Below are 24,978 nucleotides of genomic sequence, written 5' to 3'. Positions count from 1 at the left end.
TTGACAACATCTGCAACCGTACGGGGTTGAAGCGAACTCGCGGGGTCAGTCGAGGGGCAGCTCCCGCCCCGCATCCCACGCCTCGGTCCACGCGAGCGCCTCGAAGACCGCGTCGAGCAGCATCGCCGTGAAGCCCCAGAGCACTCGCTCGCCGGTCTCCGTTCGAATCTCGAACGCCGGCCCGCGCCACTCGCGCCCGCCGCGTCTGATCACGGTCACCCCGCGCGCAGCCGGGTCGAGCAGATCGGAGACCGGGGTGCGGAAGACCGCCGCGCACTCCGCCTCGTCGACGACGCGCACCGGCGACGGCTCGCGCCACCAGCCGAGCACAGGGGTCACGAGGTGCTGCGAGTGCTCGAGCGGCACGACTCCGAGCGCGCCGAGCACCTCGACGCCGTCGGGGTCGAGGCCGGTCTCCTCCCGAGCCTCGCGCAGCGCCGCAGCGACCGGCGTGTGATCGCCCGCGTCGATCCGGCCGCCGGGGAACGCGATCTGCCCGGGGTGCGCGCGCAGGCTCGAGGCGCGTTCGACGAGCAGCACGTCGAGATCGCGAGAGACGGCGGATGCCTGCGCCGGCCGCTCGCTCGGCAGCCTGTCCAACTCTCCGAAGAGCATCAGCACGGCGGCTGCCCGACCGACGCCCGTGAGCGCCGGACGCAGCCGGGCGAAGGCCTCACCGTTCGCCGACGACGCGGCGAGCGCCGCGAGCTGCGCGCGGGCGGTCACCGGCCGCCGCCGAGCAAGGCGTACAGCAGGGGCACAGCCGAGACGCACATCAGGACGATGCCGAGCGGCGCCGCCAGGGGCAGCAGCAGGACGCCCCCGATCAGGAATCCGGCGAACAGAACCGCACCCACCGCGCGCCGCACCAGGCGCTCGAGTCGCGAGAGCCGCCGGTCGATCGCGGGCGTCGCGACCGTGACCGCCCCGTCGTTGACGCGCGTGATGAGCGCGTCGATGCGGCCGGGCAGGCGCACGAAGACACCGGCGGCCGACACCGTCTCGCGCGCGGCGACCGCCACGACGTTCCCGCCCTCCTCGCGCAGCAGGCGCGACGCGAACGGTTCGATCGCGTCCCAGATGTTGAACTCGGGGTCGAGCGAGCTGCACACGCCAGAGGTCAGCGACATCGCACGGATGACGAGCAGGAAGTCCTCCGGCAGCTGGAACGGCAGCGATCGCACGACCCGGCCGAACTCCTGCCCGAAGTCGCGGAACTCGCGCTGGTCGATGCGCCGCAGCTGCGCGAAGCCCATGCCGCCGAAGCGGTCGAACAGCTGCGTCATCGCGCGCTCGAGCTCGGCCGTGTCGGCCGTGGGCAGCAGGATGCCGACCTCTTTCACGCTCTCGATCAGCCCGCGCCCGTCGCGCGCGGCCACCGCGACGAGCAACCTACGCAGGCCCGCGCGCAGCTCGTCGGTGATCTCGCCCATCATGCCGAAGTCGATGAAGGTGAGCCGGAAGCCGGGAGCGCCCGCGTCGGGCGTCACGAACACGTTGCCCGGGTGCGGGTCCGCGTGGAAATATCCCTGCCCGAGCAGCTGCTCGAACATCACCTCGGCGAAGACCGCGGCCACCTGCGACGGGTCGATGCCGGCCGCGCGCAGCCCGTCGACGTCGTTGATCTTGATCGCCGTCACGTCGCCGAGGGTGAGCACGCGGCGAGTCGTGCGCTCCCACACGACGTCGGGCACCACCACGCGCGGGTCCTTCGCGAACATCGCGGCGAACCGCTCGGCGCCTGCGGCCTCGTGCAGGTAGTCGATCTCTTCGAGGCTCGTCTTCGCGAACTCCGCGACGAGCGACCGGGCGTCGACATGGTCGGACACGATGCGCAGGCGGCTGAGCCAGCCGGCCACCCGGCGCAGCGCGGCGAGGTCGACATCGACGATCGAGCGGATGCCCGGCCGCTGCACCTTCACCACGACGGCGTCCTGGCCGAGCTCTGCCGCATCTCGCGGTGAGAGGTGCGCGCGATGCGCCTGCCCGAGGGACGCCGCGGCCACCGGCACCTCGTCGAACGCCGCGTACGCCTCGGTGAGCGGCACGCCGAGCTCGGCCTCGGCGAGCTCTTTGACTGCGGCGAACGGCGCCGGCGGCACCTCGTCCTGCAGTCCGGCGAGCTCGCGGGTGATCTCGGGCGGCAGCACGTCGAGCCGGCTCGACAGGAATTGCCCGACCTTGATCATGAGGCCGCCGAGCTCGACCGCGAGCACGTGGAACCGTTGCGCGAGCCGCGTCAGCCGGGCGGCGCGCCCGCGCGCAGACAGTCGCTCGAGCCCGATGCGGGGAAGGACCAGCTCGTACCACCACGCCTGGGCGAGGTAGCGGCCGGCGAATCGTAGGATGCGGCGGTAGCGGGCGCGTTCGAGCGCCGCCTGGGGCGTCGTGCCCGGGGCGGGAGCGCCCGCTTCCGGCATCCGATCAGTCCTGCGCGAGGATCGCGTACAGCTTGCGACGCACCTCGTCGAGCAGCGTCGCCGCCTGCTTCTGCTGCTCGAGCGTGCCGGAACGCTGCACCTGCGCGGCTGCCTGCGCGAGCTCCATGCCGGCCTTCGGCAGCGGGCCGAACAGCTCGTGCCTGCCGGGGGTCTGACCGGCGGCGCTTCCGGCGGCGGCATCCGCCTCTGCCTGCCCCTCCTCGGTCAGCGAGTAGGTCTTGCGACCGCCGACGACCTTCGAGGTCAGCGCGCCCTCGTCGACGAGCAGCTGCAGCGTCGGGTAGACCTCGCCGGCGCTCGGCTTCCAGCTGCCGCCGCTGCGCACGCCGGCCTCGGTGATGATCTCGCCACCGGTCGCCGGCTTCTCCGCCAGCACGGTGAGGATCGCGGCGCGCACGTCGCCACCTCGCCCGTCGCGGGGTGACAGTCGCTGTTCGACCGCCGATCGCAGCTGGTCGAACGCGTCGGAAAGGGAGGGGCGCGCGCCCCCGCCGGTGAAGGGACTGCTCATCAAGACCTCCTGGGTCGTGCGCCGCGAATCGCCGCAGCTTCACGATAGGTCGCGATGGATGCTTTGTCTCCAGGTTCCCCGCCCGGTCACAGCCACAGCTCCGCCCGGAGCCCGGACAAACTCACCCGAAGGAGCAGTTCGGGCCGCTGCTGCCGCGCCGAGCCGGCCTCAAAGCACCCTTCGGGTGCGTGAGGGGGTGCTCACGCGGCCTCGTCCTCGTTCCGAGCCGGCGGTCTCAGCATTGGTGTGCAACGATCTGCGTATGAATGCAGGTAAGCAGACATACCTCATCGACCCCGACTCCGAGTACGTCGAGCTCGCCGTCGAGGTCTTCTCGATGCTTGCGGACGCCACCCGGGTGCGCATCGTGCTCGCGCTGCGCAGCGCGGGCGAGATGTCGGTCAACCACCTTGCCGAGGTGGTCGACAAGTCGCCGGCGGCCGTGTCGCAGCATCTTGCGAAGCTGCGCCTCGCGCGCATGGTCGTGCCGCGCCGGGAGGGCACCACAGCGTTCTACCGGCTCGCCGACGAGCACGCCTCCGACCTGGTGAGTGACGCCATCAAGCAAGCCGAGCACACCGTGAACAGTGAGAACGTCCCCCACCACGAGGCCAAGGAGACCGGCGCATGAGCACTCCGCACACTCACGCTCACGGCCACGGCCACGGCGACCACGACCACGGCGACCACGACCACGACCACTCACACCCCGCCGGCATCAGAGGCTTCTTCTACGGGCTCTTCGTGCCGCATTCGCACGACGCGGCCGAGTCGATCGACGACGCCCTGGAAGCCTCGGCCGCCGGCGTGCGCGCCCTCAAGATCTCGATGTTCATCCTGCTCGGCACGACGGTTCTGCAGCTGGTGGTCGTGCTGCTCACGGCATCCGTCGCGCTGCTTGCCGACACGATCCACAACTTCGCGGACGCGCTCACCGCCGTGCCTCTGTGGATCGCCTTCATCCTCGGCCGCCGCCTCGCCACCCGCCGCTACACCTACGGCTACGGCCGCGCGGAGGACCTCGCAGGCATGTTCATCGTGTTCGTCGTCGCCCTCTCCGCTGTGCTCGCCGGATGGGAGGCGATCAGTCGGTTCGTCCACCCCGTCGGCGTCGAGAACCCCTGGCTCATCATCGGCGCGGGCGTCGTCGGCTTCGCGGGCAACGAGGCGGTCGCGATCTACCGGATCAGGGTCGGTCAGAGGATCGGCTCCGCCGCGCTCGTCGCCGACGGCGTCCACGCCAGGCTCGACGGATTCACCTCGCTGTCGGTCGTGCTCGGCGCTATCGGCGTGCTGCTCGGCTTCCCGCTCGCCGACCCCATCATCGGCCTGCTCATCGCCATCTCGATCCTGATCCTGTTGTGGGGCACCGTGAAGTCGATCGGCGGCCGCCTGATGGATGCGATCGACCCCGAGCTGGTCGAGCGCGCCGAGCATGCGCTCGAGTACACGACAGGCGTCGTCGCGGTCGAGACCGTCAGGCTGCGCTGGGTCGGCCACCGCCTCACCGGCTCGGCGACGATCAGAACGGATGCCGCGCAGCTGCACGACGCCGCCCACATCGCCGAGCACGCGTCGGCGCACGTCCGCGGTGCGCTGCGCAACCTCGACGAGTTCACGGTGACGCCGGAACCGGCGGCCGCCCGCTGAGCCCTCCCCCTCTCCGCCCCCCCATGCTGGGGACAAGAATTCAGCCGCCCGTGACCTTCGATTTCCTTGGTGTCGCCAGGGTCTGAGGTGTGACTGACACCATCGCCCCCACGGGCCTCGACCTCTCCCGCCGCAGCCTGCTCGCCGCCCTCGGCGCCACCGGCGCCGTCGCCGTCGCCGGAACCGTCGCGATCGCGACTCCGGCCGACGCCGCCACCCCCACCTCCCCGACCCTCGGCGGAGTCTTCGGCTCGAAGCCCGGATCGCACCCCGGTCAGACCGGCTCGATCGTCCCGGCCGTCGCGGGCCTGCACGTCACCTTCGGCAGCAACGCCGCGACGCAGGCCACCGTCTCGTGGCAGACGATCGTCCCCGTCACGAACCCGAAGGTGCTGATCGCGCAGGGCGGCGGCCCCTTCGAGCGCGCCACGAACGCGGTGACGGCGAAGTACACCGACGCGAAGTCGGGCGAGGTCGTCTACGTGTTCCACGGGCGGCTGACAGGCCTCAAGCCGGGCACCGACTACGTCTATCTCGCCGTGCACGACGGGGCGAAGCCCGAGTTCGGCACCTTCCGCACGGCGCCCGCCGGCCGCACCGCGTTCCGCTTCACGAGCTTCGGCGACCAGGGCACGCCCACGACCGGCAAGCAGGTCAACGGCACGTGGGTGAACGACAACCTCGGCTCGCCTTCTGCCGGCGACACGACGGCGGGCGTGGAATCCCTCGAGCCCCTGCTGCATCTGTTCAACGGCGACCTCTGCTACGCGAACCTCGCGACCGACCGCGTGCGCACCTGGTCGGATTTCTGGAACAACAACACCCGCTCCGCTCGCCACCGCGCCTGGATGCCCGCCCCCGGCAATCACGAGAACGAGAACGGCAACGGCGCGATCGGCTACCAGGCGTTCCAGACCTACTTCGACACCCCGCGCCAACCTGGGCAGACGGATGTCACGGCCGGCCTCTGGTACGACCTGACGGTCGGCTCGGTCAAGTTCATCTTCCTGGCCAACGACGACATCACCTATCAGGACGCCGGCGACGAGAACGTGCTCGGCTACTCGCACGGCGCGCAGAAGGCGTGGCTCGAATCGACGCTGAAGCAGGCCCGGTCGGATTCCTCGATCGACTGGATCGTCGTGTGCATGCACCAGGTCGCGATCTCGACGGCGTCGAACTTCAACGGCGCCGACCTCGGCATCCGGCAGCAGTGGCTGCCACTGTTCGACAAATACGGCGTCGACCTCGTCGTCGGCGGGCACGAGCACCACTACGAGCGCTCGCTCGCGATCCGCGGCCAGCAGCAGAACCAGACACTGACGCCGATCCCCGTCTCACCCGAGCTCAAGGCGATCGACACCACCAAGGGCACTGTGCACATGGTGATCGGCGGCGGCGGCACCTCGGCACCGTCGAACCAGCTGCTCTACCCGGGCACCCCCGGCGCCGCCGACCCCGCCGACCTGCCCACCTGCCGTGTCGTCGTCGCGCGCGACACGACCGTCGACCGCGCGACGGCCGGGCACTACCCGCCCGTCTACGTCGAGGAGAAGGCGACCTGGTCCGGAGTGCGCGACGGCGCGAACGCCTACGGCTTCGCCGCGTTCGACGTCGACCCGGGCCGGTCGCCCGGCGACCAGACGACGATCACGGTGACGTACTACGAGGTCGCGGGCCCCTACGGCACGCTGACCCCGTTCGAGACGTTCACCCTGCAGCGCCCCCGCTCCGACGGCCGCCACCACTAGGCATCCGCCTGCTCGTGGCGCACCCGAGGGGTGCGTTCGGGTCGCCCGCACGACGCGGTGGGGACCTGAACGCACCCCTCGGGGCTGTTGCGTCTGTCAGGGCAGGTAGTACATCGGGTTGGGCAGCTTGAACTGCTCGCCGTGCGATGCGCCGGTCAGATCGGAGTACTGGTCGCCGAAGTCGGCGACGATGTCATAGCCCTGCGTCTCGATGTGCGCGCGGGTCCCCGACTTGTACTCGATCGTGGTGCAGCTCGCGGCGGCGCAGCTCAGGTACGACGGCGTGGTCGGCTGCTTGAGGAACAGCTTCGAGTCGTCGATCGTGCCGTAGCCGGTGCTCGCGAGGTTCGCCTCGGTCGCGGCGCGCTGCGCCTCGGGGCGGCCGGTGATGAAGAACACCGTGTAGCCGTGCGACTTCGCGAACTGGTACAGGCCGACCATGCCGGGCACCGCGGGGAACGCGCCTGCGTTCACCCAGTACCCGTTGACCGTCGGGTTGTAGCCGAAGGCGTTCGCGATCTCGTAGTCGTAGGTGTTCAGCAGCGTGTCGTCGACATCGAAGACGATCGCCGGCTTCTTGCCGCGGTCGGGCCGCGCCTGCGGCGAGCTGAGGTAGCGCTCAGCGCCGGCGACGATGCCGTTCATCTGCTTCGCGTAGTTCGACGTCGACGACGGGATCGTGGCGGTGACGCTGTCACCGACGCCCGGGATGTTGTACGTCGTCGTCGCGGACCCGTAGTAGGCCTTGATCTGGTCCTCGACGATACCGACGTTCGACTCGGTGTTGCCGTCGACCGGCACGAATGAGTTCTGCGCCAGCGCGTTGCTCGCCTCGCGGTCGACCTGGGTCGACTGCGAGTGGCCGGGGCCCGGGTACTGATTGTGCGCATTGGCGGCGAGGCTGCCGCCGAACACGAGTCCACCCGCGGCGATGGCGACGCCGAGGATGATGGGGAGGCGGTTTGCGGTGCGTGTCACGTTGACCCCCGTTTGGGTTAATGGGCGATGAATAGCACGTGAACCTAGCACCCCCATGGGGCGGGCGTGTTAACGCTCGATCGTGAACTCGGCCGCGTGCAGCACCGGGGTCTCTGTGACGGCGACGGATGCCACACGAGCGCCGCTCGGACCGCGGTCGAGCCACGCCAGCATGCGCTCGACTGCGCCTGCCTCACCCTCGACTTCGGCCTCGACCGAGCCGTCTGGCAGGTTGCGCACCCACCCGGCGACGCCGAGCCGGCGTGCCCGCTCGCGTGCCGAGTACCGGAATCCGACGCCCTGAACGTCGCCGCTGATGACCGCCCGCACCCGCCTCATGGATTGATTCTGCCGCGTGGGCGAGGGGGGCGTGGCGCGGGCAGCAGTCGCGGGTCAGCTGGTCTTCGCGAAGACGTTCATCGGCAGCGCGAACGACAGCGCGATCGAGATGATGCCCGCGAAGAACACCGGGGCCTGCCAGCTCGGAAGCTCAGGCGCGATGGCGAACAGCACGAAGCTGCCGGCGAAGAAGATTCCGGCGATCACGAGCTTGATGACAGTCATGGGTCCTCCTGCTGACAACCCTACCGGGCAGACTTGTCGGGTGAGCGCCACGGCTTCCTACCTCGAGGCATGGGGACTGACGGCGGATGCCGAGCCTGTCGTCACCCCGACGAGCGAGGTCACCTTCGTGCATCGCGCCGACGGGACCGCCGCCGTGCTCAGGGTCGCGCCGATCCCCGAGGAGCTGCGCGGCGGCGCGCTCATGGCGTGGTGGCCGGGCACGGCCTCCGCGCGGGTGCTCGAGCACCTCGGGCCGGCCGTGCTGCTCGAGCGCGCCGAGGGGCCGCGCTCGCTCGCGGCGCTGGCCGCCGAGGGAGACGCAGGCGACGACGAGGCGACCCGGGTGCTCGCCGAGACGGCGCTGCGGCTGCACGCGAAGCCCGATGGGGTGGTGCGCACGGTACCGCTGCGCCGCTGGTTCAGCGATCTGCTCGAAGCATCCGACGACAGCTATGCGGATGCCCGGCGGACGGCCCTTCGCCTGCTCGACGACCCATGGGACGAGGTGGTGCTGCACGGGGACATCCATCACGGGAACGTGCTCGACTTCGGCGACGAGCGGACGCCCAGGTGGAAGGCCATCGACCCGAAGGCGCTGCTCGGCGAGAGCTGCTTCGACTACGCGAACCTCTTGTGCAACCCGCACGAGACCTACGAGGCGAACCACGAGTCGAGTCGGCTGACGCGGCGGCTGGCCGTGGTGGCATCCGCCACCGGGATGCCTGCCGACCGCCTGCGCGACTGGCACACCGCATGGCATGCCCTGTCGCAGCTGTGGTCCTAATGCCCGATATCGGGCACTGTCTTGGGCCGCACGACGAACCACAGGCCGAGCACGGAAAGCGTCGAGGTGACCACCATGATCGCGCCCATCGGCAAGCCGCTGGTGAGGTGGAACAGGCCGACGATCGGGGCGACGACGCCCGCGATCACGAACTGGAACGCGCCGAGCAGCGACGCAGCCGTGCCGGCCTCGTGCGGGTGCGAGTTCATGGTGAGAACGCCGACGGTGGGGAATCCGAAGCCGCAGGCGCAGATGAAGAACCAGAGCGGGATCATCACGCCCCACTCGCCGAGCCCCAGCGCGCTGTTGATCACGATGACGATCGCGGCGATCAGCATGGCGGCGGTCGAGAACGCGAGGATCCACTGCGGCGGCACGCGGTGAGCGATGCGGCCCGCGGTCTGCACGCCGATGATGATGCCGACGGAGTTCACTGCGAACAGCAGGCCGTACTGCTGGGCGGAGAAGTTGTAGAGATCCTGGAACAGGAACGTCGACGCCGAGAGATACGCGAACAGGCCGGCGAAGTTCATCGCGCCGACGATGACGATGCCGACGTAGATGCGGTCGGTGAGCACCGCCTTGTAGCGGGCGCGCGTGCTCGAGTGGGCTGAGCTGTGCCGGGCCGACGGCGGGCGGGTCTCGACGATCCAGAGCGCGACGCACGCGACGACGAAGGCGCCGTACGCCGCGAGCACCCAGAAGATGCCGCGCCACGGCATGATCAGCAGCAGCTGCGAGCCGACCACGGGTGCGATGACCGGGGCGAGGCCGTTGACCAGCGCGAGATTCGAGAGCATGCGCACGAGCGGCCGGCCGCCGAACAGGTCGCGCACCATCGCCTGGGCGACCACTCCACCGGCGGCTGCCCCGAAGCCCTGCAGGAAGCGGAAGATGCTGAGCACCTCGATGTTCGGGGCGAGCGCGGCGCCGAGGCACGCCACGATGTGCAGTGCGGTCGCGAGGATCAGGGGCAGCCGGCGGCCGACCCGGTCGCTCCACGGGCCGACGAGCAGCTGGCCGATGCCGAAGCCGATCGTCGTCGCGGTGAGGGTGAGCTGCGCGAGCGAGGTCGTCGTGCCGAGATCGGCCTGCAGCGTCGGCAACGACGGCAGGTAGGTGTCCATCGTGAACGGGCCGAGCGCCGTGAGCGCGCCCAGGATCAGCACGTAGCTGAGCCGCTGGCGGCGGCTGAGGGCGTCGCCCGGGTGGCGGCGCGGTGCGAGCTCGTCGGATGCGGCGAGGGTCAGGTCAAGAGGGGCGGTGGAGGTCACGAGGTCCAAAGCGAAGAAGATGGCGGTGCGAGGGGCGCCCCTGCTCGTTCTTCCTCGAATCGATTCGACGGCGCGAGTCAATGCTACGCGATGCGCCGGTCGTCAGTAAGTCGCGCTCCGGCCCCAATCAGCGGGATTTTGTGACGACCGACGACGGCCACGCGCGCCGGGTCGTCGATTAATCACGCTTCGACTGGCGTTGCCGTGCGTTTGTGACGATCGGGAGCGGGCCTCAGGCCGACGTGAGCGACGCCGGGTCGGCGAGCAAGGGTTCGAAGGCCAGCTCGGCGGCGCCGATGAGCAGGATGTCGCTGCCGAGCCTCGTGCGCGTGATCTGCACGCCCTCGAGCGTCTCGGGCAGGGTGGCGTGCGCGACGGCCCGGTCGAGGGCGGCCGCGTCGGCCTGGTAGATCGTCGCCAGGAATCCGCCCAGCACCACCAGCCGCGGGTTGAACAGCGTGAGCGCCGTGCCGAGCGCGGTGGCGAGCAGCTCGAGCTGGCGGTGCACCTCGGCGCGCACGGCCGGGTCCTCTGAGGCGAGCACGGCCGCAGTGAGCCCGTCGGCGTCGACGCTCTTGCCCTCGAGCCCGAGCGCCTCGAGCAGCCGGGCACGGCTCACCTCGGCCTCGAGCGTGCCGACCAGGCCGCCGGAGTCGACGGCGTCGGATGCGCCGACCCGCACGTGCCCCAGCTCGCCCGCGTGGCCGGCGGCGCCGGTGAAAGCCGCGCCGCCGAGGATCACTCCCCCACCGATGCCGCTCGACCCGCCGTTCACGTAGATGAGCTCGCTCACCCCGACACCCGCGCCGAAGACATGCTCGGCATATGCGCCCAGCTGGGCGTCGTTCGAAGCGCGCACGGGTAGGCCGCAGGCATCCGTCAGCATCTGCGCGAACGGCACGTCGACCCAGCCGAGGTGCGGCGCGCGGCGCACGAGGCCGTCGGCGGGTCTCACCAGGCCGGGCATCGCCACCCCGATTCCCACGATGTGATCGACGGATGCCGTCTCGATCAGCCCCGCGATCGCGTCGGTCGCCGCGGCGACGGCCTCATCGGGTGTCGGCACACGCTCGAGCGCGACGCGGCGACGCTGCTGCACGCGGCCGTCGAGGCCGACGAGACCCACCGTGACCGCATCGATCTCGGGGTTCACCGCGAGCGCCGCGACGCGCGGATTCGGCGAGATGACGGGGCTCGGGCGGCCGACGCGCAGATTCGCGTTCGGGCCGGACTCGGTGACCAGCCCGAGGTCGACCAGCTCGCCCACCAGCGCACCGATGGTCGAGCGATTGAGGCCGGTCTCGCGCGTGACGTCCGATCGGGAGACCGGGCCCACGTGGTGCGCGATCGTGAGCACCGTCGACAGGTTGTGCATGCGCACGCTGTCGAGGTTGTTGCCACGTCGCGTCGTCGCCATACGTCCCTTTCCGCCGTTCACCCGGATGTTGCATCCGAGCATCCCACGAAACGGGCGGCGACCAGGCCGTGTCGACCAGGTGCCTAGACCTCGGGGATCGTGCCCGTCTCGGCGAGCTTCGTGTACCAGAGCGCGCTGTCCTTCTTGGTGCGCACCTGGGTGTCGTAGTCGACGTGCACGATGCCGAAGCGCTTCTCGTAGCCGAACGCCCACTCGAAGTTGTCCATCAGCGACCACACGAAGTAGCCAACGAGCGGCACGCCCGCCTCGATCGCACGGTGCGCGGCCACGAAGTGGCGCTGCAGGAAGTCGGTGCGCTCCGGGTCGTGCACATGACGCTCGCCGTCTTCGCCGATGACGACGGTGTCGTCGTAGGCCGCGCCGTTCTCCGTGATGACGAGGTCGTACTCGGGGTAGAGCTCGTGCGTCGAGACGAGCAGGTCATAGAGGCCCTTCGGCTCGATGTTCCACCCCATCGCGGTGAACGGGCCGGGCTGCTCCGCCCACTCGACGCGGGTCGCGCCGGGGAACGGCGTGCCCTGCGTCGAGTGCTCGGCGCCGCGGCGCACGGTGTCGGTGTTGTAGTAGTTGATGCCCACGAGGTCAACCGGCTGGTGGATCAGCTCGAGATCGCCGTCGAGAACGAACGACCAGTCGGTGATGTGCTTCGTGTCGTCGAGCAGGTCCTGTGGGTAGACGCCGCGCAGCTGCGGGTCGGTGAAGGCGCGGTTGCGCAGTGCCTCGATCTGGCGCTTGGCGTCTCGGTCCTCTGCGCTGTCCGGGTCGGCCGCATAGACGGATGCCAGGTTGTTCGTCACCGAGTACTTGACGTCGCTCTTCGTGACCACCTTGCGCAGCTCGATCAGGGCGAGTCCGTGCGCGAGGTTGAGGTGGTGCACCGCCTGCAGGCTCGCGAGCTCTTCTGTGCGGCCGGGGGCGTGGTGGCCGCCCGCGTAGCCGAGGTACGCCGCGCACCACGGCTCGTTCAGCGTGGTCCAGACCGAGACGCGGTCGCCGAGGCGCTCGCCGACGGCCTTCGCGTACGCCGCGAACGCATAGCTCGTCTCGCGGTTCGTCCAGCCGCCGCGGTCCTCGAGCACCTGCGGCAGATCCCAGTGGTAGAGCGTGACGACGGGCTCGATGTCGCGGGCGATCAGACCGTCGACGACGCGCTCGTAGAACGCGAGGCCGACCTCATTGACCTCGCCGACGCCGTCGGGCACGATACGCGGCCAGGCGATCGAGAGGCGGTAGGCGGAGAGGCCGAGGGACTTGATGAGGTCGAGGTCCTCGTCGACACGGTGGTAGAAGTCGACGGCCACGTCGCCGGTGTCGCCGTTCGCGACCTTGCCGGGGGTGTGGCTGAAGGTGTCCCAGATGCTGGGCTTGCGGCCGTCTTCGGCGACGGCGCCCTCGATCTGGTAGGCCGCGGTGGCCGAGCCGAAGGTGAAGCCCGAGGGGAACGCCAGGCCGCTCTCGCGGAAGTCGTCGGTGGTCATGACGTCAGAAACCTCTCCATTGATGTCGGCGTCTCAGCGACTCACGCACGAGGTGAATCGGTTAAGTCTCAGTCTATCGAGCGGTGACAGCCGTCGCGAAGTTCGCGGCGAGCACCCGGGCGACGGATGCTGCGGCAGGCTCTGCCTCGTTGGCGGCGGCTCGCACCGCGGCGAGGTCGAGTCCGTCCGCGGCGAGCGCGGCCTCCTTCCACGCGGCGAGGTCGGCCGCGCCCACCTCAGGGTGGAACTGCAGCCCCCAGGCCGAGCCGCCGACGCGGAACGCCTGGTTTGGGTGATCGGCGCTGCTCGCGAGCAGCACGGCGCCTGCCGGCAGCGCGGTGATCGAGTCCTCGTGGTTCTCGATCATCGAGATCTGGCGAGGGATGCCCGCGAACAGGGCGTCGCCTGCTGAGGCATCCGTCGCCTCGATCGTCGTCGACCCGCGCTCCGGCCTGCCGTGTCTGCCCTCGACCGCGCCGCCCGCGACGGAGGCGAGCAGCTGGCCGCCGAGGCAGATGCCGAGGACGGGGATGGCCGCGTCGAGGGCCTCGCCCGTGAGCGCGCGCTCGGCGGGAAGCCACGGCGCGCGGCCGTCGTCGCTCGGCAGGTAGCCGCCGCCGAGAAGGACGAGCGCGTCGTAGCCGTCGAGAGTCTGGGGCAGCCCGTCGGCGCCATGCCGCACGTCGAGCTCGAGCCCGTCCTCTCGCCACCACTCGCCGAACCGCCGCAGCCCGCTCGAGGGCGAGTTCTGCACGACGAGCACCCGGGCCATGCGGCCATTCTGGCAAGCGCCGCGTCGTCCGCGCGTTGCGGTCACTGCGGCGCGTTCTCGAGGGCCGTGGTGCGCGGCGTTGAACGCAACGCGCGGATCGGGCACCTCCGCGCTCGGCTGCGACTTGCCCAGCACAGGCAGCGCGGAGCCCGACTTGTCCACGGATGCCTCACTTCACGCCCGGGTGGGCACTTGATCTCCGCTAATACTCCTGACATGCCACCCGATGCACCGGACTTTTCGCGCCTCCTCGACACGCGGCGCACGAGCACCGACGGCGTCGGCTCGCCGGCGGTCCGCCGCGCAGCGAACGAGGGGCGCCTGACTCGACTGCGGCGCAGCATCTACCGAGATCCGCTGGTGCCGCTCGAAGAGCTTGCGCCCGACGAGCGTCGTCACGAAGGGCGGGCACGGTTCCTCGAGGAGGCCATCGCCGTCGGGCTCACTCGTGGCGGTCCGGTCGTTTTCGCCGGCGAGACGGCGCAGCAGATCCACGCCATACCCGCACTGGGCGAGCTGCCGGGCCACGTCGAGCTTCTTGAGGCGGTCGGCTCCACCCGCCGAAATGCGTTCGGCATCACCGTTCACACCGACGGCTTCCGACCCGAAGACATCGAACCGTGGGGTGAGTTCTTCGTGACCTCACCGGCGCGCACGGTCGCCGATCTCGCCAAGTGGCAATCGCGAGCGAAAGCCGTCGCCGCCTTGGACTTCGTGCTGAATTCGGACCGAGCAGCGCCCGGCCAGCGAGTGACCAAACAGGAGGTCGAAGCGGCCCTCGACGCGTCGGTCGCAGTGCGCAACAGGCGCACCGCGGAATCCGTCATCGCATTCGGCGTCGACGTCGCCGGCTCAGTCGGGGAATCGTTGAGCCGCGTGCTGATGGACGAGTTCGGCTTCCCAACGCCGCGACTGCAGACGCGGCATGCCGCGCCGCCCGGGCTGGGCCGCTGGTTCTACACAGACTTCGAGTGGCCGGAACTGCACCTCGTCGGCGAGTTCGACGGATTCGTCAAGTTCAGCAACGAACGGTTCTTGAACGGGCGCACCCCAGCGCAGGTCCTGTTTGACGAGAAACGCCGGGAGGATGCATTGCGCGCGTCCGGCCTGCGCGTCGTGCGTTGGACGTGGGACTGCCTGACCGCGCCTCTCCGGCTGCGCGAGCTTCTTGTCGCGCAGGGCCTGCGCCCGACCCGCGCCCGTCGAAGCATCTCTCGCGGGTGGTGACTCGCGCTGATCCGCGCGATATGCACGCTGCCGCGCGCTTCCTCTCGCCACGGCACACGCCGGAGAACGCAACGCGCGGATGGGCCACGGGCCGCCGCTCACGTAGGGTCGGAACCATGCCGTTCACCGACATGCCGCTCGCGCAGCTGCGAACCTTCAACCCGACCGTCCGTGAGCCGGAGGACTTCGACGCGTTCTGGCGCGAGACTCTTGCCGAGGCACGCACCGCTGCCAACCTGTCAGGCGCCACCGCCATCCGCCTTCCCGCTGACACCCCGATCACCGAGCTGATCGTCGAAGACCTCACCTTCCCCGGGTTCGGCGCCGACCCGGTGAAGGCGTGGGTGCTGCGCCCCAAGGGGCGCGAGGGCGAGAGGCTGCCAGTCGTCGTCGAGTACAACGGCTACAACGGCGGGCGCGGCATCGTCGGCGAACGTGTGCTGTGGGCACTGTCGGGCTACGTGCACGTGTTCATGGACACGCGCGGGCAGGGCTCCGGCTGGGGAACGGGCGGTGAGACCGCAGACCCGCACGGGTCGAACGCGGCGGTGTCGGGGTGGATGACCCGCGGCATCCTCGACCCTCGCGATCATTACTATCGCCGGGTCTACACCGACGCCGCGCGCCTCATCGACGAGGTGCGCACGTGGGACTTCGTCGACCCGACTCGGATCGCCGTCACCGGCGGCAGCCAGGGCGGCGGCATCGCGATCGCGGCAGCCGGCCTCTCCCCCGACGTATGGGCGCTCATGCCCGACGTCGCCTTCCTGTGCGCCTGGGAGCACGGCGCGAACGTCGCGATGTCCGACCCGTTCCAGGAGCTCAGCCGCTACCTTGCCGCGCACCGCAACGACGTCGAGACCGTGTGGAACACGGCGTCGTACTTCGACGGTGTCAACTTCACCACGCGGATCACCGCGCCCGCACTGTTCTCGGTCGCGCTGATGGACCAGACCGTGCCGCCGTCGACGACCTTCGCCGCCTTCAACCGGCTCGCGTCGGAGGACAAGACGATCGAGGTCTACGCCTACAACGGGCATGAGGGCGGGCAGACGTACCAGTGGCTCAAGCAGGCGGAGTTCCTGGCGCAGCGGCGCTGAAACGCGGCATCCGTATCGCACCTCACAGCCCAGATCGGCGCAGATACGGATGCCGCGGGCTCAGCTCCCGCCGGGAATCCAGATGCGCATCGTCGAGGGCCCGCGATTGGCCCACGCGTAGTACGGCACCAGGCGAGCGGTCGCGGTCTCGCGCTCGATTTGGGGGCGGTCGGATGCGTACGGCCACGTCGCCTCCCCCGGCGAGCGGCGCGCGACCAGCAGTTCGGTGGCGCCTTCCCGCGAGCGCAGCGTCGCCGGGTCGGCTTCCACGTCATTGACGCTCCACCCTTCGGGCAGGTCGACGGACTCGAGCGCGAGCACGAGGGGTCCGCGCTCGATCGCGAAGTCGCCGCGGATGGCGTCGATCCGCTGGTCGGGGAATGTGACGCGGGCATCGACCGGCAGGTCGAGGCGCACGATATCGCCGGTCGCGAACCCCCGCCGCACCTCGAATGCGCCGTCGATGAGTGGCGCGTCCTCGGAGAGGGCAGCGTCGACCGCCCAGCCGGGAACACGCAGCCGCAGCGCGATCTCGCTCTCGGGGGCCTGGAGCACCGTCACAACGACTGCGCCGTCGAACGGATAGCCGCTCGAGACGCGCAGGCGCACCTCGCCGGCGTCGAGTGTCGTCGAGATCTCATAGTCGCCGTACTGGTGCAGCTGCACACCGTCGCCTGTCGCCGTCGCGAAGTAGAGGCCGACGCTCGCGAGGGTGCGCGCGACGTTCGTCGGGCAGCACGAGACCTCGAACCACGGAGCGCGCAGGCTGGCCTCCGCGCGATGCGACAGCTCGTGCTCGTCGGGCACCGCGCCCGGAATCCGCTGGTGCAGTGTGTTCGTGTAGTAGAACGCGCGGCCGTCCTCGCGGGGTGAAGCGAGCACGTTGTTCAGCAGCGTGCGCTCGATCAGCTCGGCATACTTCGCGTCACCGCTCTCGAGCAGCAGCCGCCAGCTGAGCATCACCGAGGCGATGCCCGCGCAGGTCTCCGCGTAGGCGCGATCGGGCGGAAGCTCGAAGTCATCGCCGTATGCCTCGTCCTGGTGGTGCGATCCGACGCCGCCCGTCAGATAGGTTCGGCGCGCGACGGCATTGGCCCATTGCAGCCGAACGGCGGCCGCCAGCTCCGCATCTGCTGTCTCGTCTGCGACATCGAGTGCGCCGGATGCCAGATAGAGCGCCCGCACCGCATGCCCGCGCATCGTCTGGGCGTCGCGCACGGGCACGTCGTCCTGGAAGTACTCCTGCCCGAACGGGCCGAAGGCCGCTCCGCGCAGAGTGCCGGTCCCTCGCCGCGCGATGAACAGCTCGGCCTGCTCGAGATAACGGCGCTCCCCGGTGATGCGGAACAGTTCGACGAGACCCATCTCGATCTCCGGGTGACCGCAGACCGCATCGCGCCCGGTCGGCCCGAACACCATATAGACGTGATCGGCGAGCCGCCGCGCGACCTGCGGCAGCAGGTCGTCGTACCCAGTGCGCAGGCGCGCGACGGCCGCCTGGAAGAGGTGCCCGAAGCAGTACAGCTCATGACCGAACTCCAGATTCGAGTACCGGGTCGGCTGGCCGTCGCGGCCGAAGCTGGTGTGCAGGTAGCCGTCAACCTCCTGCGCCGCAGCGATCCGCGCGACCAGCGCGTTGTAGCGCGCTTCGAGCTCGAGGTCATGGCTCCGCCCGAGCTCCCACGCCATCGCCTCAAGCAGCTTGTACACCTCTGAGTCGACGAACTCGATGCCCGCGTGACTGCCCCCGATGGTGCCGGCGGCTGCACGGTCGAAGTTCCCGATCCAGCCGATACGCTCCATCCACTCCTGGCAGTGCGCGATGGTCGCCTGCGCGTTCACAACCTGGCGCTCCCCCCAGAAGCCGCCGGTGATGGCGATCTCGTCGGGGCCGAGCGGGCGAAGGACGGCATGCGAAGGGTGGACGGGGCCGCCGGTACGGGCTGCTGACATCAATTGCCTCGAATTCGTTGTGATGGTGCGGTGTCGTCTGCGGCAAGGAGCAGGTAGGCGCTCGCCGTCCAGGTATACGCGCGGTCGCGCAGACCGTCACCGGTCACCGCGTCGAAGTTCTCCGCGAAGCCCGATCGCTCGCACAGTCGCAGGAACCGTCGTCTGACCTCGGCCGCCAGCGCGTCATGGCCGGCGGCGCGCAGCCCGTCGTAGACGAGCACGGTCGACGGCGCCCAGATCGGCCCGCGCCAATACCCGTCCGACTCATAGAGCGCGCTGGCCGTCGGCTCGGTCGCGAGGCCCCACTCGGTCAGGTGCGCGTCCAACCGCGAGACGAGCGCGCCCACGATTTCAGGGCGGAGACGGTCGGATGCCACCAGCGGCAGTACGTTCAGCAGGCTGCTGCTCGAACTCTCGCGACCGCTCGCCGCAGCGCGTGCGACGAAGCGATCACCGCGCCACAGCTGTGTCTGCAGCGCGTCGAAGAGGGCATCGGCCTCTGCGCGCCACTCGGCCGCTCCCTCAAGGCTGAGCTCGTCGGTGAGATCGGCCAGCACATCGAGCTGAACGCCGAGGAAGGCGGCGAGGTCCGGCGACTCGATGACACGGTCGGCGTCGAAGGTGGTCGAGTTGTCCCACCCGCTGTCGTTGCCGTGCTGGTAGTGCGGCAGCGCGTGGTCGGGCACGCGTCGCGACAGCCAGAACCGGGACCACGCGGCGAGACCCCGATGGATCTCGGCGAGCGTGTCATGGTCGAAGCGCTCGGGCGCGCGGGCCCGCAGCCCGCGCAGCGCCCAGCCGTGGATGGGCGGCTTCACGAAATTGTGGAGCACTTCCGAGTGGGCCACCGAGTCGGGCAGGGCGCCGGATTTTTCCTGGTGGTTGAACGGAAGCAGGAAGTTGTCGACGCCCGCGCCCGGCAAGCCGGCGACCACTGCGAGCGCGTTGAAGCAGTGGTCCCAGCTCCACACCTTGTCCATCCAGTGCTTCGACATGAGGATCGTCTCGCGGCCGACGAAGCCGCTCGGCTCCACCGTGGCGGACCAGAGGACGTAGGCGGCGAGCGGCGCGGCCGGTGTCGACGGGCTCCGCCACGGGGCGACGGCGGATAGGAATCCGTCGAAGTCGCGCATCACTTCGACCACCGCGTCATCGAAAGCACCCTGCTCACGGTAGGGAGGGCGCCCCGTCTCGTACTCCTCGACGACGGCGTCCCACTCGGCACCGGCAACCGTGACCGCTCGGGGCGCGCTGCCAAGCGCCTCGCCGCCCTCAAGCCGCAGCTCACCTCTCACCACCGTGACGCGGTACCGGCGCCCGCTCTCGTACGAGGTGAACACCGCCGAGCCGTCGACGGGGTCGCGGAATAGGTACGCCCCGCTGAACGGCGTCAACTCTTCCGCCGCATCCGCGACCGTCAACTCGAGCCCGATACCGCGCAGCCGCAACGTATCGGGAGTCTCGAACACCGCGTCGATGCGGCCGCCGTCGGTGACCCAGCTCAGGGTGGTCGCCGAAGCGGCGATGACCGCCGGGCGCGACGGGCGGAACTGCAGCACGGCGTTCATACCCGTCTGATGCGACACGAGGTGGAGCAGTTCGTGGGTGCGGTGCGTTCCGATGACGGGCGACACGTCAAGCCACGAACCGCGTCGACTGAACGGGATCTGGCGAATGTCGAAGGTGGGCGCTGAAGATATGGGCGTCCCTGTGGGGTCGGAGGTCATTGCGTGGAATCCGCTCAGTCCTTGACCGCGCCTGCGGTCACGCCTGCCGCGACGTACTTCTGCGCGATGACGAGCAGTACGGCCGCGGGGATCGACGCAACAACCGCGGTGGCCATGATCGAGTTCCATTGCTGGTTGTTATTGCCGATGTAGGCGTAGATCCCCAGAGTGATCGGCTTGAGCGTGCCGCCGCCGTCGAGCGTGTTGGCGAATAGGAAGTCGGACCACGCCCATAAGAAGGAGAACAGCGCGACGGTCACGACCGAATTGCGACTGACGGGCAGCACCACCGATCGGAAGGTGCGCCACGTGCTGGCGCCGTCGATGCGCGCCGCCTGGATCAACTCGTCGGGGATGCCCGACATGAACGCGGCAAAGATGAGCACGCCGAACGGCACGGCGAGCGTCGAGTCGGCGATGATGAGACCCCAGATCGTGTCGAGGATGCCGAGCCGCACGTAGATCGTGTAGAAGCCCATCGACATGATGATCGCCGGGATGATCTGCGCGATGAGCAGCAGGAAGCTGATCACGCCGCCGCCCTTCGGGCGCAGCTTCGCCAGCGAGAATGCCGCGGGGGCCGATAGAACGAGGGTGAGCGCGACCGTGCCGAGGCCGATGAGCAGGCTCGTGGCGAGGAACGGCAATTGCTCCTGCAGCACGGCTCGGTAGCCGTCGAGCGTTCCGTTGATTGGGAAGAGGTTCGGCGGGTCCTTGCGCATGTCGCCGTCGCGGGTGAATGACACGTTGACCATCCAGTAGATGGGGAAGAGCATGATCGCGGTGAGCAGGATGCCGACGGTGGTGCGCCACCAGGAGCGGCGAGTCATCTCACGCCTCCAATCTGCGCTGCACGCGCGCGTAGGCGAGGCCGAAGATCAGCGCGATCACGATCAGAACATTGCCGACCGCGGCCGCCGAGCTGAAGTCCGGCAGCAGCGAGCCGAAGCCCAGCTGGTACGACCAGATCGCCAGCGTCGTCGATGAGGTCGCCGGGCCGCCCCGTGTCATGATCCAGATGATGTCGAAGACCTTCAACGTGTAGATGAAGCCGAGCAGCAGCGTGATCGCCGTGACGGGCCGCAACAGCGGGAAGGTGATCCGCCAGAACCGCTGCCACCCGTTGGCGCCGTCGATCGCGGCCGCCTCGTACACGTCGTTCGGAACGCCCTGCAGTCCGGAGTACATGATCACGAGATTGAACGGGATGCCGATCCAGATGTTCGCGATGAGGACTGCGATCAGCGACCAGTCGGGCGAGGTGAGCCAGTTGATCTGGCCGATGCCGAACGCCTCGAGGAAGGAGTTGATGACGCCGGAGTCGCTGTTCATCATCCAGGACCAGGTGGAGGCCGAGACGAGCAGTGGCAGCAGCCAGGGCACCAGGAACAGCGCGCGCAGCAGACCGGAGAGGCGGAAGTTGCGGAAGAAGAACACGGCGAGGGCGAGGCCGATGGCGAACTGGAAAGCGATCGAGACGAACACGAAGATGCCGGTGTTGAGGATCGCCGGCCAGAACGTCGAGCTCTGGAAGATCGCGGCGAAGTTCTGGAATCCGACGAACTCGGCATCGCCGGTGATGAACGAGCGCACGGTGTAGTGGCGGATGCTGAGGTCGATGTTCTTGTAGAGGGGGTACGCGTAGAACAGCGCGAGGTAGATCACGACGGGGGCGACGAAGCCCCACGCGGTCCACTGAGCCTGTCGCTGCGCGCGGGAACGGCTGGCTCGTGCCGGGGCGGCGTTCTCCGCCGCCCCGGCACGGGCGCGCGCAGCCGACGGCGCCTGTGACGAGGTTGCTGTCATTTCGGTCCTGTCGGCTTCGGGCATGGCTTGTTGCTGATCGATTACTTGTTGAGCTTCGAGTCGACGGCGTCCTGCGCCGCTTTCAGCGCGTCGGCCGGTGATGCGGCACCGCTCTCGGCTTTCTGCACGGCCGTCCACAGCTGCTGCGAGATGACCGGGTACTTCGTGCCGAGGTTGTCTCCGGTGCGCGCCTTGGCCACACCGACCGCATCGATCCAGGTCTTCAGGGTCGGGTCCGCGGCGAGTTGCTTCGCCTGCCCGTCCGCCCCGGCGACGATGTAGTTCAGCGTGGTGTCGGTCTTGACGATGTTGTCGCCCTGCGAAAGGCACTCGACGATCTTGGCGGTCGTCTTGTAGCGGGCGGTGTCCTTCTGCACCGGGATGGTGAAGAACTCGCCGCCCGTCGGCACGGGTGCCGCGCCGCCGCTCTCGGAGGGGATCGTGATGACTCCGGCGCCCATCTGCGCAGCCGACGCCTTCTGCCAGGTGCCGTTTTCGCCGAACGCGAAGTCGCCGGTCTGGAACTCCTGCCAGCTCGTGGTCTGGGTGTCCTGAATCACGGAGTTCGGCGCGTAGCCGTCCTTGATCCAGCCCGCCCACAGCGACAGGGCGGCCTCGGCCTTGCTCGAGTCGAGCTTGGTGAGGTCGGCGTCTGCGCCCCAGAACCACGGCAGGAACTGGAAGGAGCCCTCTTCGGTGTTGATGCCGGCGAACGTAATGCCCTTCTTGCCCGCCGCCTTGACCTTGGCGAGCGCCGCGGTGAGCGAGTCCCAGTCGGTGACGGATGCCGGGTCGACGCCCGCCGCCTGCAGGACCTTCGGGTTGTAGTACAGCGCGAGGGTGTTGGCGCCGATCGGGACGCCGTAGGTCTTCCCGCCCTGTACGCCCGCGCCGAGGATGTTCTGGGCGATCTTGCCGGTCGACAGGCCGTTTTCCTTGGTGTCCGTCAGGATGCCCGCGTCGGCGAGCGTCGAGACGACGGGGTTGTCGACAAGCAGGATGTCGGGTGACTTGCTCTGCTGGCCAGCGAGCAGCGCCTTGTTCGTGAGGTCGGTGGTGTCGTAGCCGGTGCGCTTGACCGTCACCCCGGCGTCGGTGCCGCACTGTTCGATGAGCTTGTTCCAGTCGGAGCTGGCGTTGTACTGCGGGTACGGGTCCCAGAAGGTGTAGGTGCCGCCGGCGCTGCCGCTCGAGCTTCCCTTGTCGCTGCTGCCGGAGCAGCCGGTGAGTGCCGCGGCGACCACGCCCGCGGACAGGAGCGCGACACCGATGGCGCGCGCCTTTCGAGTTGTTTGCACGGGTATTCCTCCTTGAATGGTGCAGGTTTGGTGGGCTGTGAAGTTGTGAGTGATCATCGAACCGGTTCGATTCGACGTCGCAAGAAGCACCCGCGCGATCGGCGGCTACTTCGTGCTGCCCCGATCGGTGATCTGGGGCGCGATGAGCTCGACACGATGGGCGGCGGTGCCCTCCGGATCGAGCATGCGGGTGACGAGAGCCTGAACCGCAAGGCGGCCGAGCTTATCCGGCGAGGTTTCGACCGAGGTGTACGGCAGGTTGAAGAGGCGCGCGAAATCCTCAGAGAAGATGCCTACGACGGACAGGTCGTCGGGCACGCGGATGCCGCGGGCGTGCAGCACGGAAGGCAGCGCCGCGATGACCGCATCGTTGTGCACGATCATCGCCGTGCCGAGCTTCGCGTCCAGGATCTCGCCGATCTGCCGGTTGACCGCCGGCTGCTGGGTCTCACCGTGGAACCAGTGGACGCGCATTCCGTACTGCGCGGCGCGCTGTAGGGCGGCATTCTGGAACCGCCAAGCGTAGGCCCCGCCACGGTCGTAGACATCAGCCCGCGGCGTGACCAGCACGATCTCTCGGTGCCCCCGTTCGGCCAGATGGTCGACGAGAACACGGCCGGACTCGTCGAAATCCAGGTCGAAGACGTCGAAGCCTTCGGCATTCTTCGGCAGGCCGACCATCGAGCCGGGCTGGTGGATCTTCCGCATCACAGGAAGGCGCGGGTCCTCGTGGGCGACGTTCAGCAGGATCACGCCGTCGACCATGTTCGAGCTCGAGATGCGCTCGAGTGCGTTCGGCCCGTCGGTCTCGGTGACCATCAGGATGTCGTAGCCCGCCTCGCGCGCCGCGTCCGAGATCGGCAAGACGTACTGCAGCATGGCGGGCGAGAACTCGTCTTCGAAGAAGTGCACGAGGAGCCCGATGACAAGCGTCTGCGAGGTGGCCAGTGCCCGCGCGCCGGCGTTGGGGGTGAAGCCCAGTTCGCGGATCGCCGCCTCAATGCGCTCCCGCGTCTCGCGTGAGATGGTTCTCTTGCCGGAGAGCGCGTAGGAGACCGTGCTTCGCGAGACGCCCGCGCGCTGCGCAACGTCTTGGATGGTCGCCATTGATCTACCTACTCGTCGTCGAACCGGTTCGACAAACGTAGCAGGCGCCCGAGTCGAGGGCAAGTCGGGAAGGGGCACCCCATGCGCATCGTCATCATCGGCGCCACCGGGCACATCGGCGGCTATCTCGTTCCGCGGCTCGTCGCGGCCGGGCACGAGGTGGTGGCGCTGTCGCGGAACGGGACGCCCCGCTACCGCGACGACCCTGCATGGCAGCAGGTTCAGACGGTGACCGCCGACCGCGAGGCCGAGGACGCGGCAGGCACTTTCGGCGCGCGCATCGCCGAGCTCTCCGCCGACGTCGTCGTCGACCTGGTGTGCTTCACCGCGGCATCCGCCCGCCAGCTCGTCGACGCCGTGCGCGGGCGCACGCGCCTGCTCGTCATGTGCAGCACCATCTGGGTGCACGGCGCGCCGACGGCTGTGCCGACGGACGAAGACGAAGACCTCGAGCCCTGGGGCGAGTACGGCACGGGCAAGCTCGAGATCGAGCGGATGCTGGCCGAGGAATCCGCCCGCCCCGATGGCCTGCCGTCGATCATCCTGCGGCCCGGGCACATCAGCGGGCCGGGGTGGCCGATCATCAACCCGCAGGGCAACCTCGAGGCGTCCGTGTGGGAGAAGCTCGCCCGCGGCGAGCGCGTGGTGCTTCCCGGCTTCGGTCTCGAGACGCTGCACCACGTCCACGCCGACGACGTCGCGCAGGCCTTCCAGCTGGCGATCGAGCGAGGGGCGGATGCCTCAGCCGGCCTCTTTGGCCGCGCGTACCACGTCGTGTCGGACCGCGCGCTGACCCTGCGCGGCTTCGCCGAAGCGGTCGCCGGGTGGTTCGGACACACGCCCGATCTGGAGTTCGCACCGTGGGCGGAGTTCGCTGTCGCGGTCGGGCCCGAGGCCGCCGCGACGACGCTCGAGCACGTTTTGCGCAGCCCTGCGGCGTCGATCGAGCGGGCGCGCACCGAGCTCGGGTACGAGCCGCGCTACACCTCACTCGAGGCCGCACGCGAGGCGCTCGACTGGTTCGTCGCGAACGGCCGCGTCAGCATCTGACGCGCGTGCGCGGGTGAAACGACGTGTGCGCGGGTCGAACAACTCCCGCGCACGCGCGTTTTCACCCGC

23 protein-coding genes are annotated in these 24,978 nt (G+C 69.2%); 7 read left to right on the top strand and 16 right to left on the bottom strand.

The features are described from left to right. Positions 1 to 45: 45 nt before the first annotated feature. The 3 genes from D7I44_RS11685 to D7I44_RS11675 are packed head-to-tail and all read right to left on the bottom strand — an operon-like array spanning position 46 to position 2,952. Positions 46 to 726: an NUDIX hydrolase gene (locus D7I44_RS11685; protein ID WP_425459312.1), complete on the bottom strand. Its 681-nt coding sequence runs from the start codon at positions 724 to 726 to the stop codon at positions 46 to 48. Then, the gene (locus D7I44_RS11680) at positions 723 to 2,420 is read right to left on the bottom strand and encodes an ABC1 kinase family protein (protein ID WP_120789655.1); all 1,698 of its coding nucleotides are present in this window, start codon (positions 2,418 to 2,420) and stop codon (positions 723 to 725) included. Before D7I44_RS11680 ends, D7I44_RS11685 begins: the two co-directional genes overlap by 4 nt. Positions 2,421 to 2,424: 4 nt before the next feature. Further along, positions 2,425 to 2,952 (bottom strand): PadR family transcriptional regulator, encoded by a 528-nt coding sequence (locus D7I44_RS11675; RefSeq protein WP_120789654.1) that lies wholly within the window; start codon positions 2,950 to 2,952, stop codon positions 2,425 to 2,427. Between the two features lie 262 nt (positions 2,953 to 3,214). On the opposite strand from D7I44_RS11675, the gene D7I44_RS11670 reads away from it, so the two are divergent. The 3 genes from D7I44_RS11670 to D7I44_RS11660 all read left to right on the top strand — a co-directional run bounded on the left by D7I44_RS11670 (position 3,215) and on the right by D7I44_RS11660 (position 6,353). Beyond that, positions 3,215 to 3,583 carry an ArsR/SmtB family transcription factor gene (locus D7I44_RS11670; RefSeq protein WP_120789653.1) on the top strand — a complete coding sequence of 123 codons (369 nt, stop codon included), beginning with the start codon at positions 3,215 to 3,217 and terminating at the stop codon, positions 3,581 to 3,583. Further along, the gene (locus tag D7I44_RS11665; RefSeq protein WP_120789652.1) at positions 3,580 to 4,602 is read left to right on the top strand and encodes a cation diffusion facilitator family transporter; all 1,023 of its coding nucleotides are present in this window, start codon (positions 3,580 to 3,582) and stop codon (positions 4,600 to 4,602) included. Before D7I44_RS11670 ends, D7I44_RS11665 begins: the two co-directional genes overlap by 4 nt. Before the next feature lie 89 nt (positions 4,603 to 4,691). Beyond that, entirely contained in the window at positions 4,692 to 6,353 is a 1,662-nt protein-coding gene (locus D7I44_RS11660) for a purple acid phosphatase family protein (protein WP_120789651.1), read from the top strand. A gap of 96 nt (positions 6,354 to 6,449) precedes the next feature. Here the strand turns inward: D7I44_RS11660 and D7I44_RS11655 are convergent, their stop codons facing one another. The 3 genes from D7I44_RS11655 to D7I44_RS18215 form a co-directional block, all read right to left on the bottom strand. Beyond that, positions 6,450 to 7,331, bottom strand: a complete 882-nt coding sequence (locus D7I44_RS11655; RefSeq protein WP_120789650.1) for an HAD family acid phosphatase — start codon at positions 7,329 to 7,331, stop codon at positions 6,450 to 6,452. Between the two features lie 69 nt (positions 7,332 to 7,400). Further along, positions 7,401 to 7,670 (bottom strand): acylphosphatase, encoded by a 270-nt coding sequence (locus D7I44_RS11650; protein WP_120789649.1) that lies wholly within the window; start codon positions 7,668 to 7,670, stop codon positions 7,401 to 7,403. A 54-nt stretch (positions 7,671 to 7,724) separates the two neighbouring features. Further along, positions 7,725 to 7,895: a hypothetical protein gene (locus tag D7I44_RS18215; RefSeq protein ID WP_162940234.1), complete on the bottom strand. Its 171-nt coding sequence runs from the start codon at positions 7,893 to 7,895 to the stop codon at positions 7,725 to 7,727. Positions 7,896 to 7,935: 40 nt separating this feature from the next. On the opposite strand from D7I44_RS18215, the gene D7I44_RS11645 reads away from it, so the two are divergent. Further along, positions 7,936 to 8,679 carry an aminoglycoside phosphotransferase family protein gene (locus D7I44_RS11645; protein ID WP_162940233.1) on the top strand — a complete coding sequence of 248 codons (744 nt, stop codon included), beginning with the start codon at positions 7,936 to 7,938 and terminating at the stop codon, positions 8,677 to 8,679. Here D7I44_RS11645 and D7I44_RS11640 read toward each other — a convergent pair. The 4 genes from D7I44_RS11640 to D7I44_RS11625 form a co-directional block, all read right to left on the bottom strand. After that, the gene (locus D7I44_RS11640) at positions 8,676 to 9,953 is read right to left on the bottom strand and encodes a multidrug effflux MFS transporter (protein WP_245979560.1); all 1,278 of its coding nucleotides are present in this window, start codon (positions 9,951 to 9,953) and stop codon (positions 8,676 to 8,678) included. The two genes, D7I44_RS11645 and D7I44_RS11640, sit on opposite strands and share 4 nt — an antisense overlap. 232 nt (positions 9,954 to 10,185) lie before the next feature. Next, a complete protein-coding gene (locus D7I44_RS11635; RefSeq protein WP_120789647.1) occupies positions 10,186 to 11,370 on the bottom strand; it encodes an ROK family protein in 1,185 nt (394 codons plus the stop codon). An 83-nt stretch (positions 11,371 to 11,453) separates the two neighbouring features. Continuing rightward, positions 11,454 to 12,869, bottom strand: coding sequence for a GH1 family beta-glucosidase (locus D7I44_RS11630; protein ID WP_120789646.1), 1,416 nt, complete (start codon positions 12,867 to 12,869; stop codon positions 11,454 to 11,456). A gap of 73 nt (positions 12,870 to 12,942) precedes the next feature. Beyond that, positions 12,943 to 13,641 carry a type 1 glutamine amidotransferase gene (locus D7I44_RS11625; RefSeq protein ID WP_120789645.1) on the bottom strand — a complete coding sequence of 233 codons (699 nt, stop codon included), beginning with the start codon at positions 13,639 to 13,641 and terminating at the stop codon, positions 12,943 to 12,945. A 69-nt stretch (positions 13,642 to 13,710) separates the two neighbouring features. Between D7I44_RS11625 and D7I44_RS11620 the strand changes: the two genes are divergently transcribed. Both D7I44_RS11620 and D7I44_RS11615 read left to right on the top strand, forming a co-directional pair. Then, positions 13,711 to 14,868, top strand: a complete 1,158-nt coding sequence (locus D7I44_RS11620) for a hypothetical protein (RefSeq protein ID WP_162940232.1) — start codon at positions 13,711 to 13,713, stop codon at positions 14,866 to 14,868. Between the two features lie 116 nt (positions 14,869 to 14,984). Beyond that, positions 14,985 to 15,968, top strand: a complete 984-nt coding sequence (locus D7I44_RS11615) for an acetylxylan esterase (protein WP_120789643.1) — start codon at positions 14,985 to 14,987, stop codon at positions 15,966 to 15,968. A 60-nt stretch (positions 15,969 to 16,028) separates the two neighbouring features. Here the strand turns inward: D7I44_RS11615 and D7I44_RS11610 are convergent, their stop codons facing one another. The 6 genes from D7I44_RS11610 to D7I44_RS11585 all read right to left on the bottom strand — a co-directional run bounded on the left by D7I44_RS11610 (position 16,029) and on the right by D7I44_RS11585 (position 23,937). Next, complete coding sequence (locus D7I44_RS11610; protein ID WP_120789642.1) at positions 16,029 to 17,921, bottom strand: glycoside hydrolase family 127 protein; 1,893 nt, start codon at positions 17,919 to 17,921, stop codon at positions 16,029 to 16,031. After that, the gene (locus D7I44_RS11605; RefSeq protein WP_245979559.1) at positions 17,921 to 19,555 is read right to left on the bottom strand and encodes an amylo-alpha-1,6-glucosidase; all 1,635 of its coding nucleotides are present in this window, start codon (positions 19,553 to 19,555) and stop codon (positions 17,921 to 17,923) included. The genes D7I44_RS11610 and D7I44_RS11605 overlap by 1 nt, the downstream gene beginning before the upstream one ends. 107 nt (positions 19,556 to 19,662) lie before the next feature. Further along, the gene (locus D7I44_RS11600) at positions 19,663 to 20,478 is read right to left on the bottom strand and encodes a carbohydrate ABC transporter permease (RefSeq protein WP_120789640.1); all 816 of its coding nucleotides are present in this window, start codon (positions 20,476 to 20,478) and stop codon (positions 19,663 to 19,665) included. Position 20,479: 1 nt separating this feature from the next. Beyond that, the gene (locus tag D7I44_RS11595) at positions 20,480 to 21,454 is read right to left on the bottom strand and encodes a carbohydrate ABC transporter permease (RefSeq protein ID WP_120789639.1); all 975 of its coding nucleotides are present in this window, start codon (positions 21,452 to 21,454) and stop codon (positions 20,480 to 20,482) included. Between the two features lie 41 nt (positions 21,455 to 21,495). Beyond that, positions 21,496 to 22,752, bottom strand: coding sequence for a sugar ABC transporter substrate-binding protein (locus D7I44_RS11590; protein ID WP_220093768.1), 1,257 nt, complete (start codon positions 22,750 to 22,752; stop codon positions 21,496 to 21,498). Between the two features lie 105 nt (positions 22,753 to 22,857). Beyond that, on the bottom strand, positions 22,858 to 23,937 hold the full coding sequence (locus D7I44_RS11585; RefSeq protein ID WP_245979558.1) for a LacI family DNA-binding transcriptional regulator: 1,080 nt from the start codon (positions 23,935 to 23,937) through the stop codon (positions 22,858 to 22,860). Positions 23,938 to 23,940: 3 nt separating this feature from the next. Here D7I44_RS11585 and D7I44_RS11580 point away from each other — a divergent pair, with 3 nt between their 5' ends. Further along, positions 23,941 to 24,909 carry an NAD-dependent epimerase/dehydratase family protein gene (locus D7I44_RS11580; RefSeq protein ID WP_120789636.1) on the top strand — a complete coding sequence of 323 codons (969 nt, stop codon included), beginning with the start codon at positions 23,941 to 23,943 and terminating at the stop codon, positions 24,907 to 24,909. Positions 24,910 to 24,978: the final 69 nt, after the last annotated feature.

This window comes from Gryllotalpicola protaetiae (assembly GCF_003627055.1).
Classification (GTDB): Bacteria; Actinomycetota; Actinomycetes; order Actinomycetales; family Microbacteriaceae; genus Gryllotalpicola; species Gryllotalpicola protaetiae.
The sequence above is the reverse complement of the archived record's forward strand: the minus strand, read 5'-3'. Positions and strand labels throughout refer to the sequence as shown.

Coding starts and splice junctions, on each gene's coding strand:
- D7I44_RS18215 (WP_162940234.1), bottom strand. CDS start 7,895: ATGACTGTCATCAAGCTCGTGATCGCCGGAATCTTCTTCGCCGGCAGC.
- D7I44_RS11595 (WP_120789639.1), bottom strand. CDS start 21,454: ATGACAGCAACCTCGTCACAGGCGCCGTCGGCTGCGCGCGCCCGTGCC.
- D7I44_RS11625 (WP_120789645.1), bottom strand. CDS start 13,641: ATGGCCCGGGTGCTCGTCGTGCAGAACTCGCCCTCGAGCGGGCTGCGG.
- D7I44_RS11650 (WP_120789649.1), bottom strand. CDS start 7,670: ATGAGGCGGGTGCGGGCGGTCATCAGCGGCGACGTTCAGGGCGTCGGA.
- D7I44_RS11635 (WP_120789647.1), bottom strand. CDS start 11,370: ATGGCGACGACGCGACGTGGCAACAACCTCGACAGCGTGCGCATGCAC.
- D7I44_RS11580 (WP_120789636.1), top strand. CDS start 23,941: ATGCGCATCGTCATCATCGGCGCCACCGGGCACATCGGCGGCTATCTC.
- D7I44_RS11630 (WP_120789646.1), bottom strand. CDS start 12,869: ATGACCACCGACGACTTCCGCGAGAGCGGCCTGGCGTTCCCCTCGGGC.
- D7I44_RS11680 (WP_120789655.1), bottom strand. CDS start 2,420: ATGCCGGAAGCGGGCGCTCCCGCCCCGGGCACGACGCCCCAGGCGGCG.
- D7I44_RS11665 (WP_120789652.1), top strand. CDS start 3,580: ATGAGCACTCCGCACACTCACGCTCACGGCCACGGCCACGGCGACCAC.
- D7I44_RS11675 (WP_120789654.1), bottom strand. CDS start 2,952: ATGAGCAGTCCCTTCACCGGCGGGGGCGCGCGCCCCTCCCTTTCCGAC.
- D7I44_RS11670 (WP_120789653.1), top strand. CDS start 3,215: ATGAATGCAGGTAAGCAGACATACCTCATCGACCCCGACTCCGAGTAC.
- D7I44_RS11610 (WP_120789642.1), bottom strand. CDS start 17,921: ATGTCAGCAGCCCGTACCGGCGGCCCCGTCCACCCTTCGCATGCCGTC.
- D7I44_RS11600 (WP_120789640.1), bottom strand. CDS start 20,478: ATGACTCGCCGCTCCTGGTGGCGCACCACCGTCGGCATCCTGCTCACC.
- D7I44_RS11615 (WP_120789643.1), top strand. CDS start 14,985: ATGCCGTTCACCGACATGCCGCTCGCGCAGCTGCGAACCTTCAACCCG.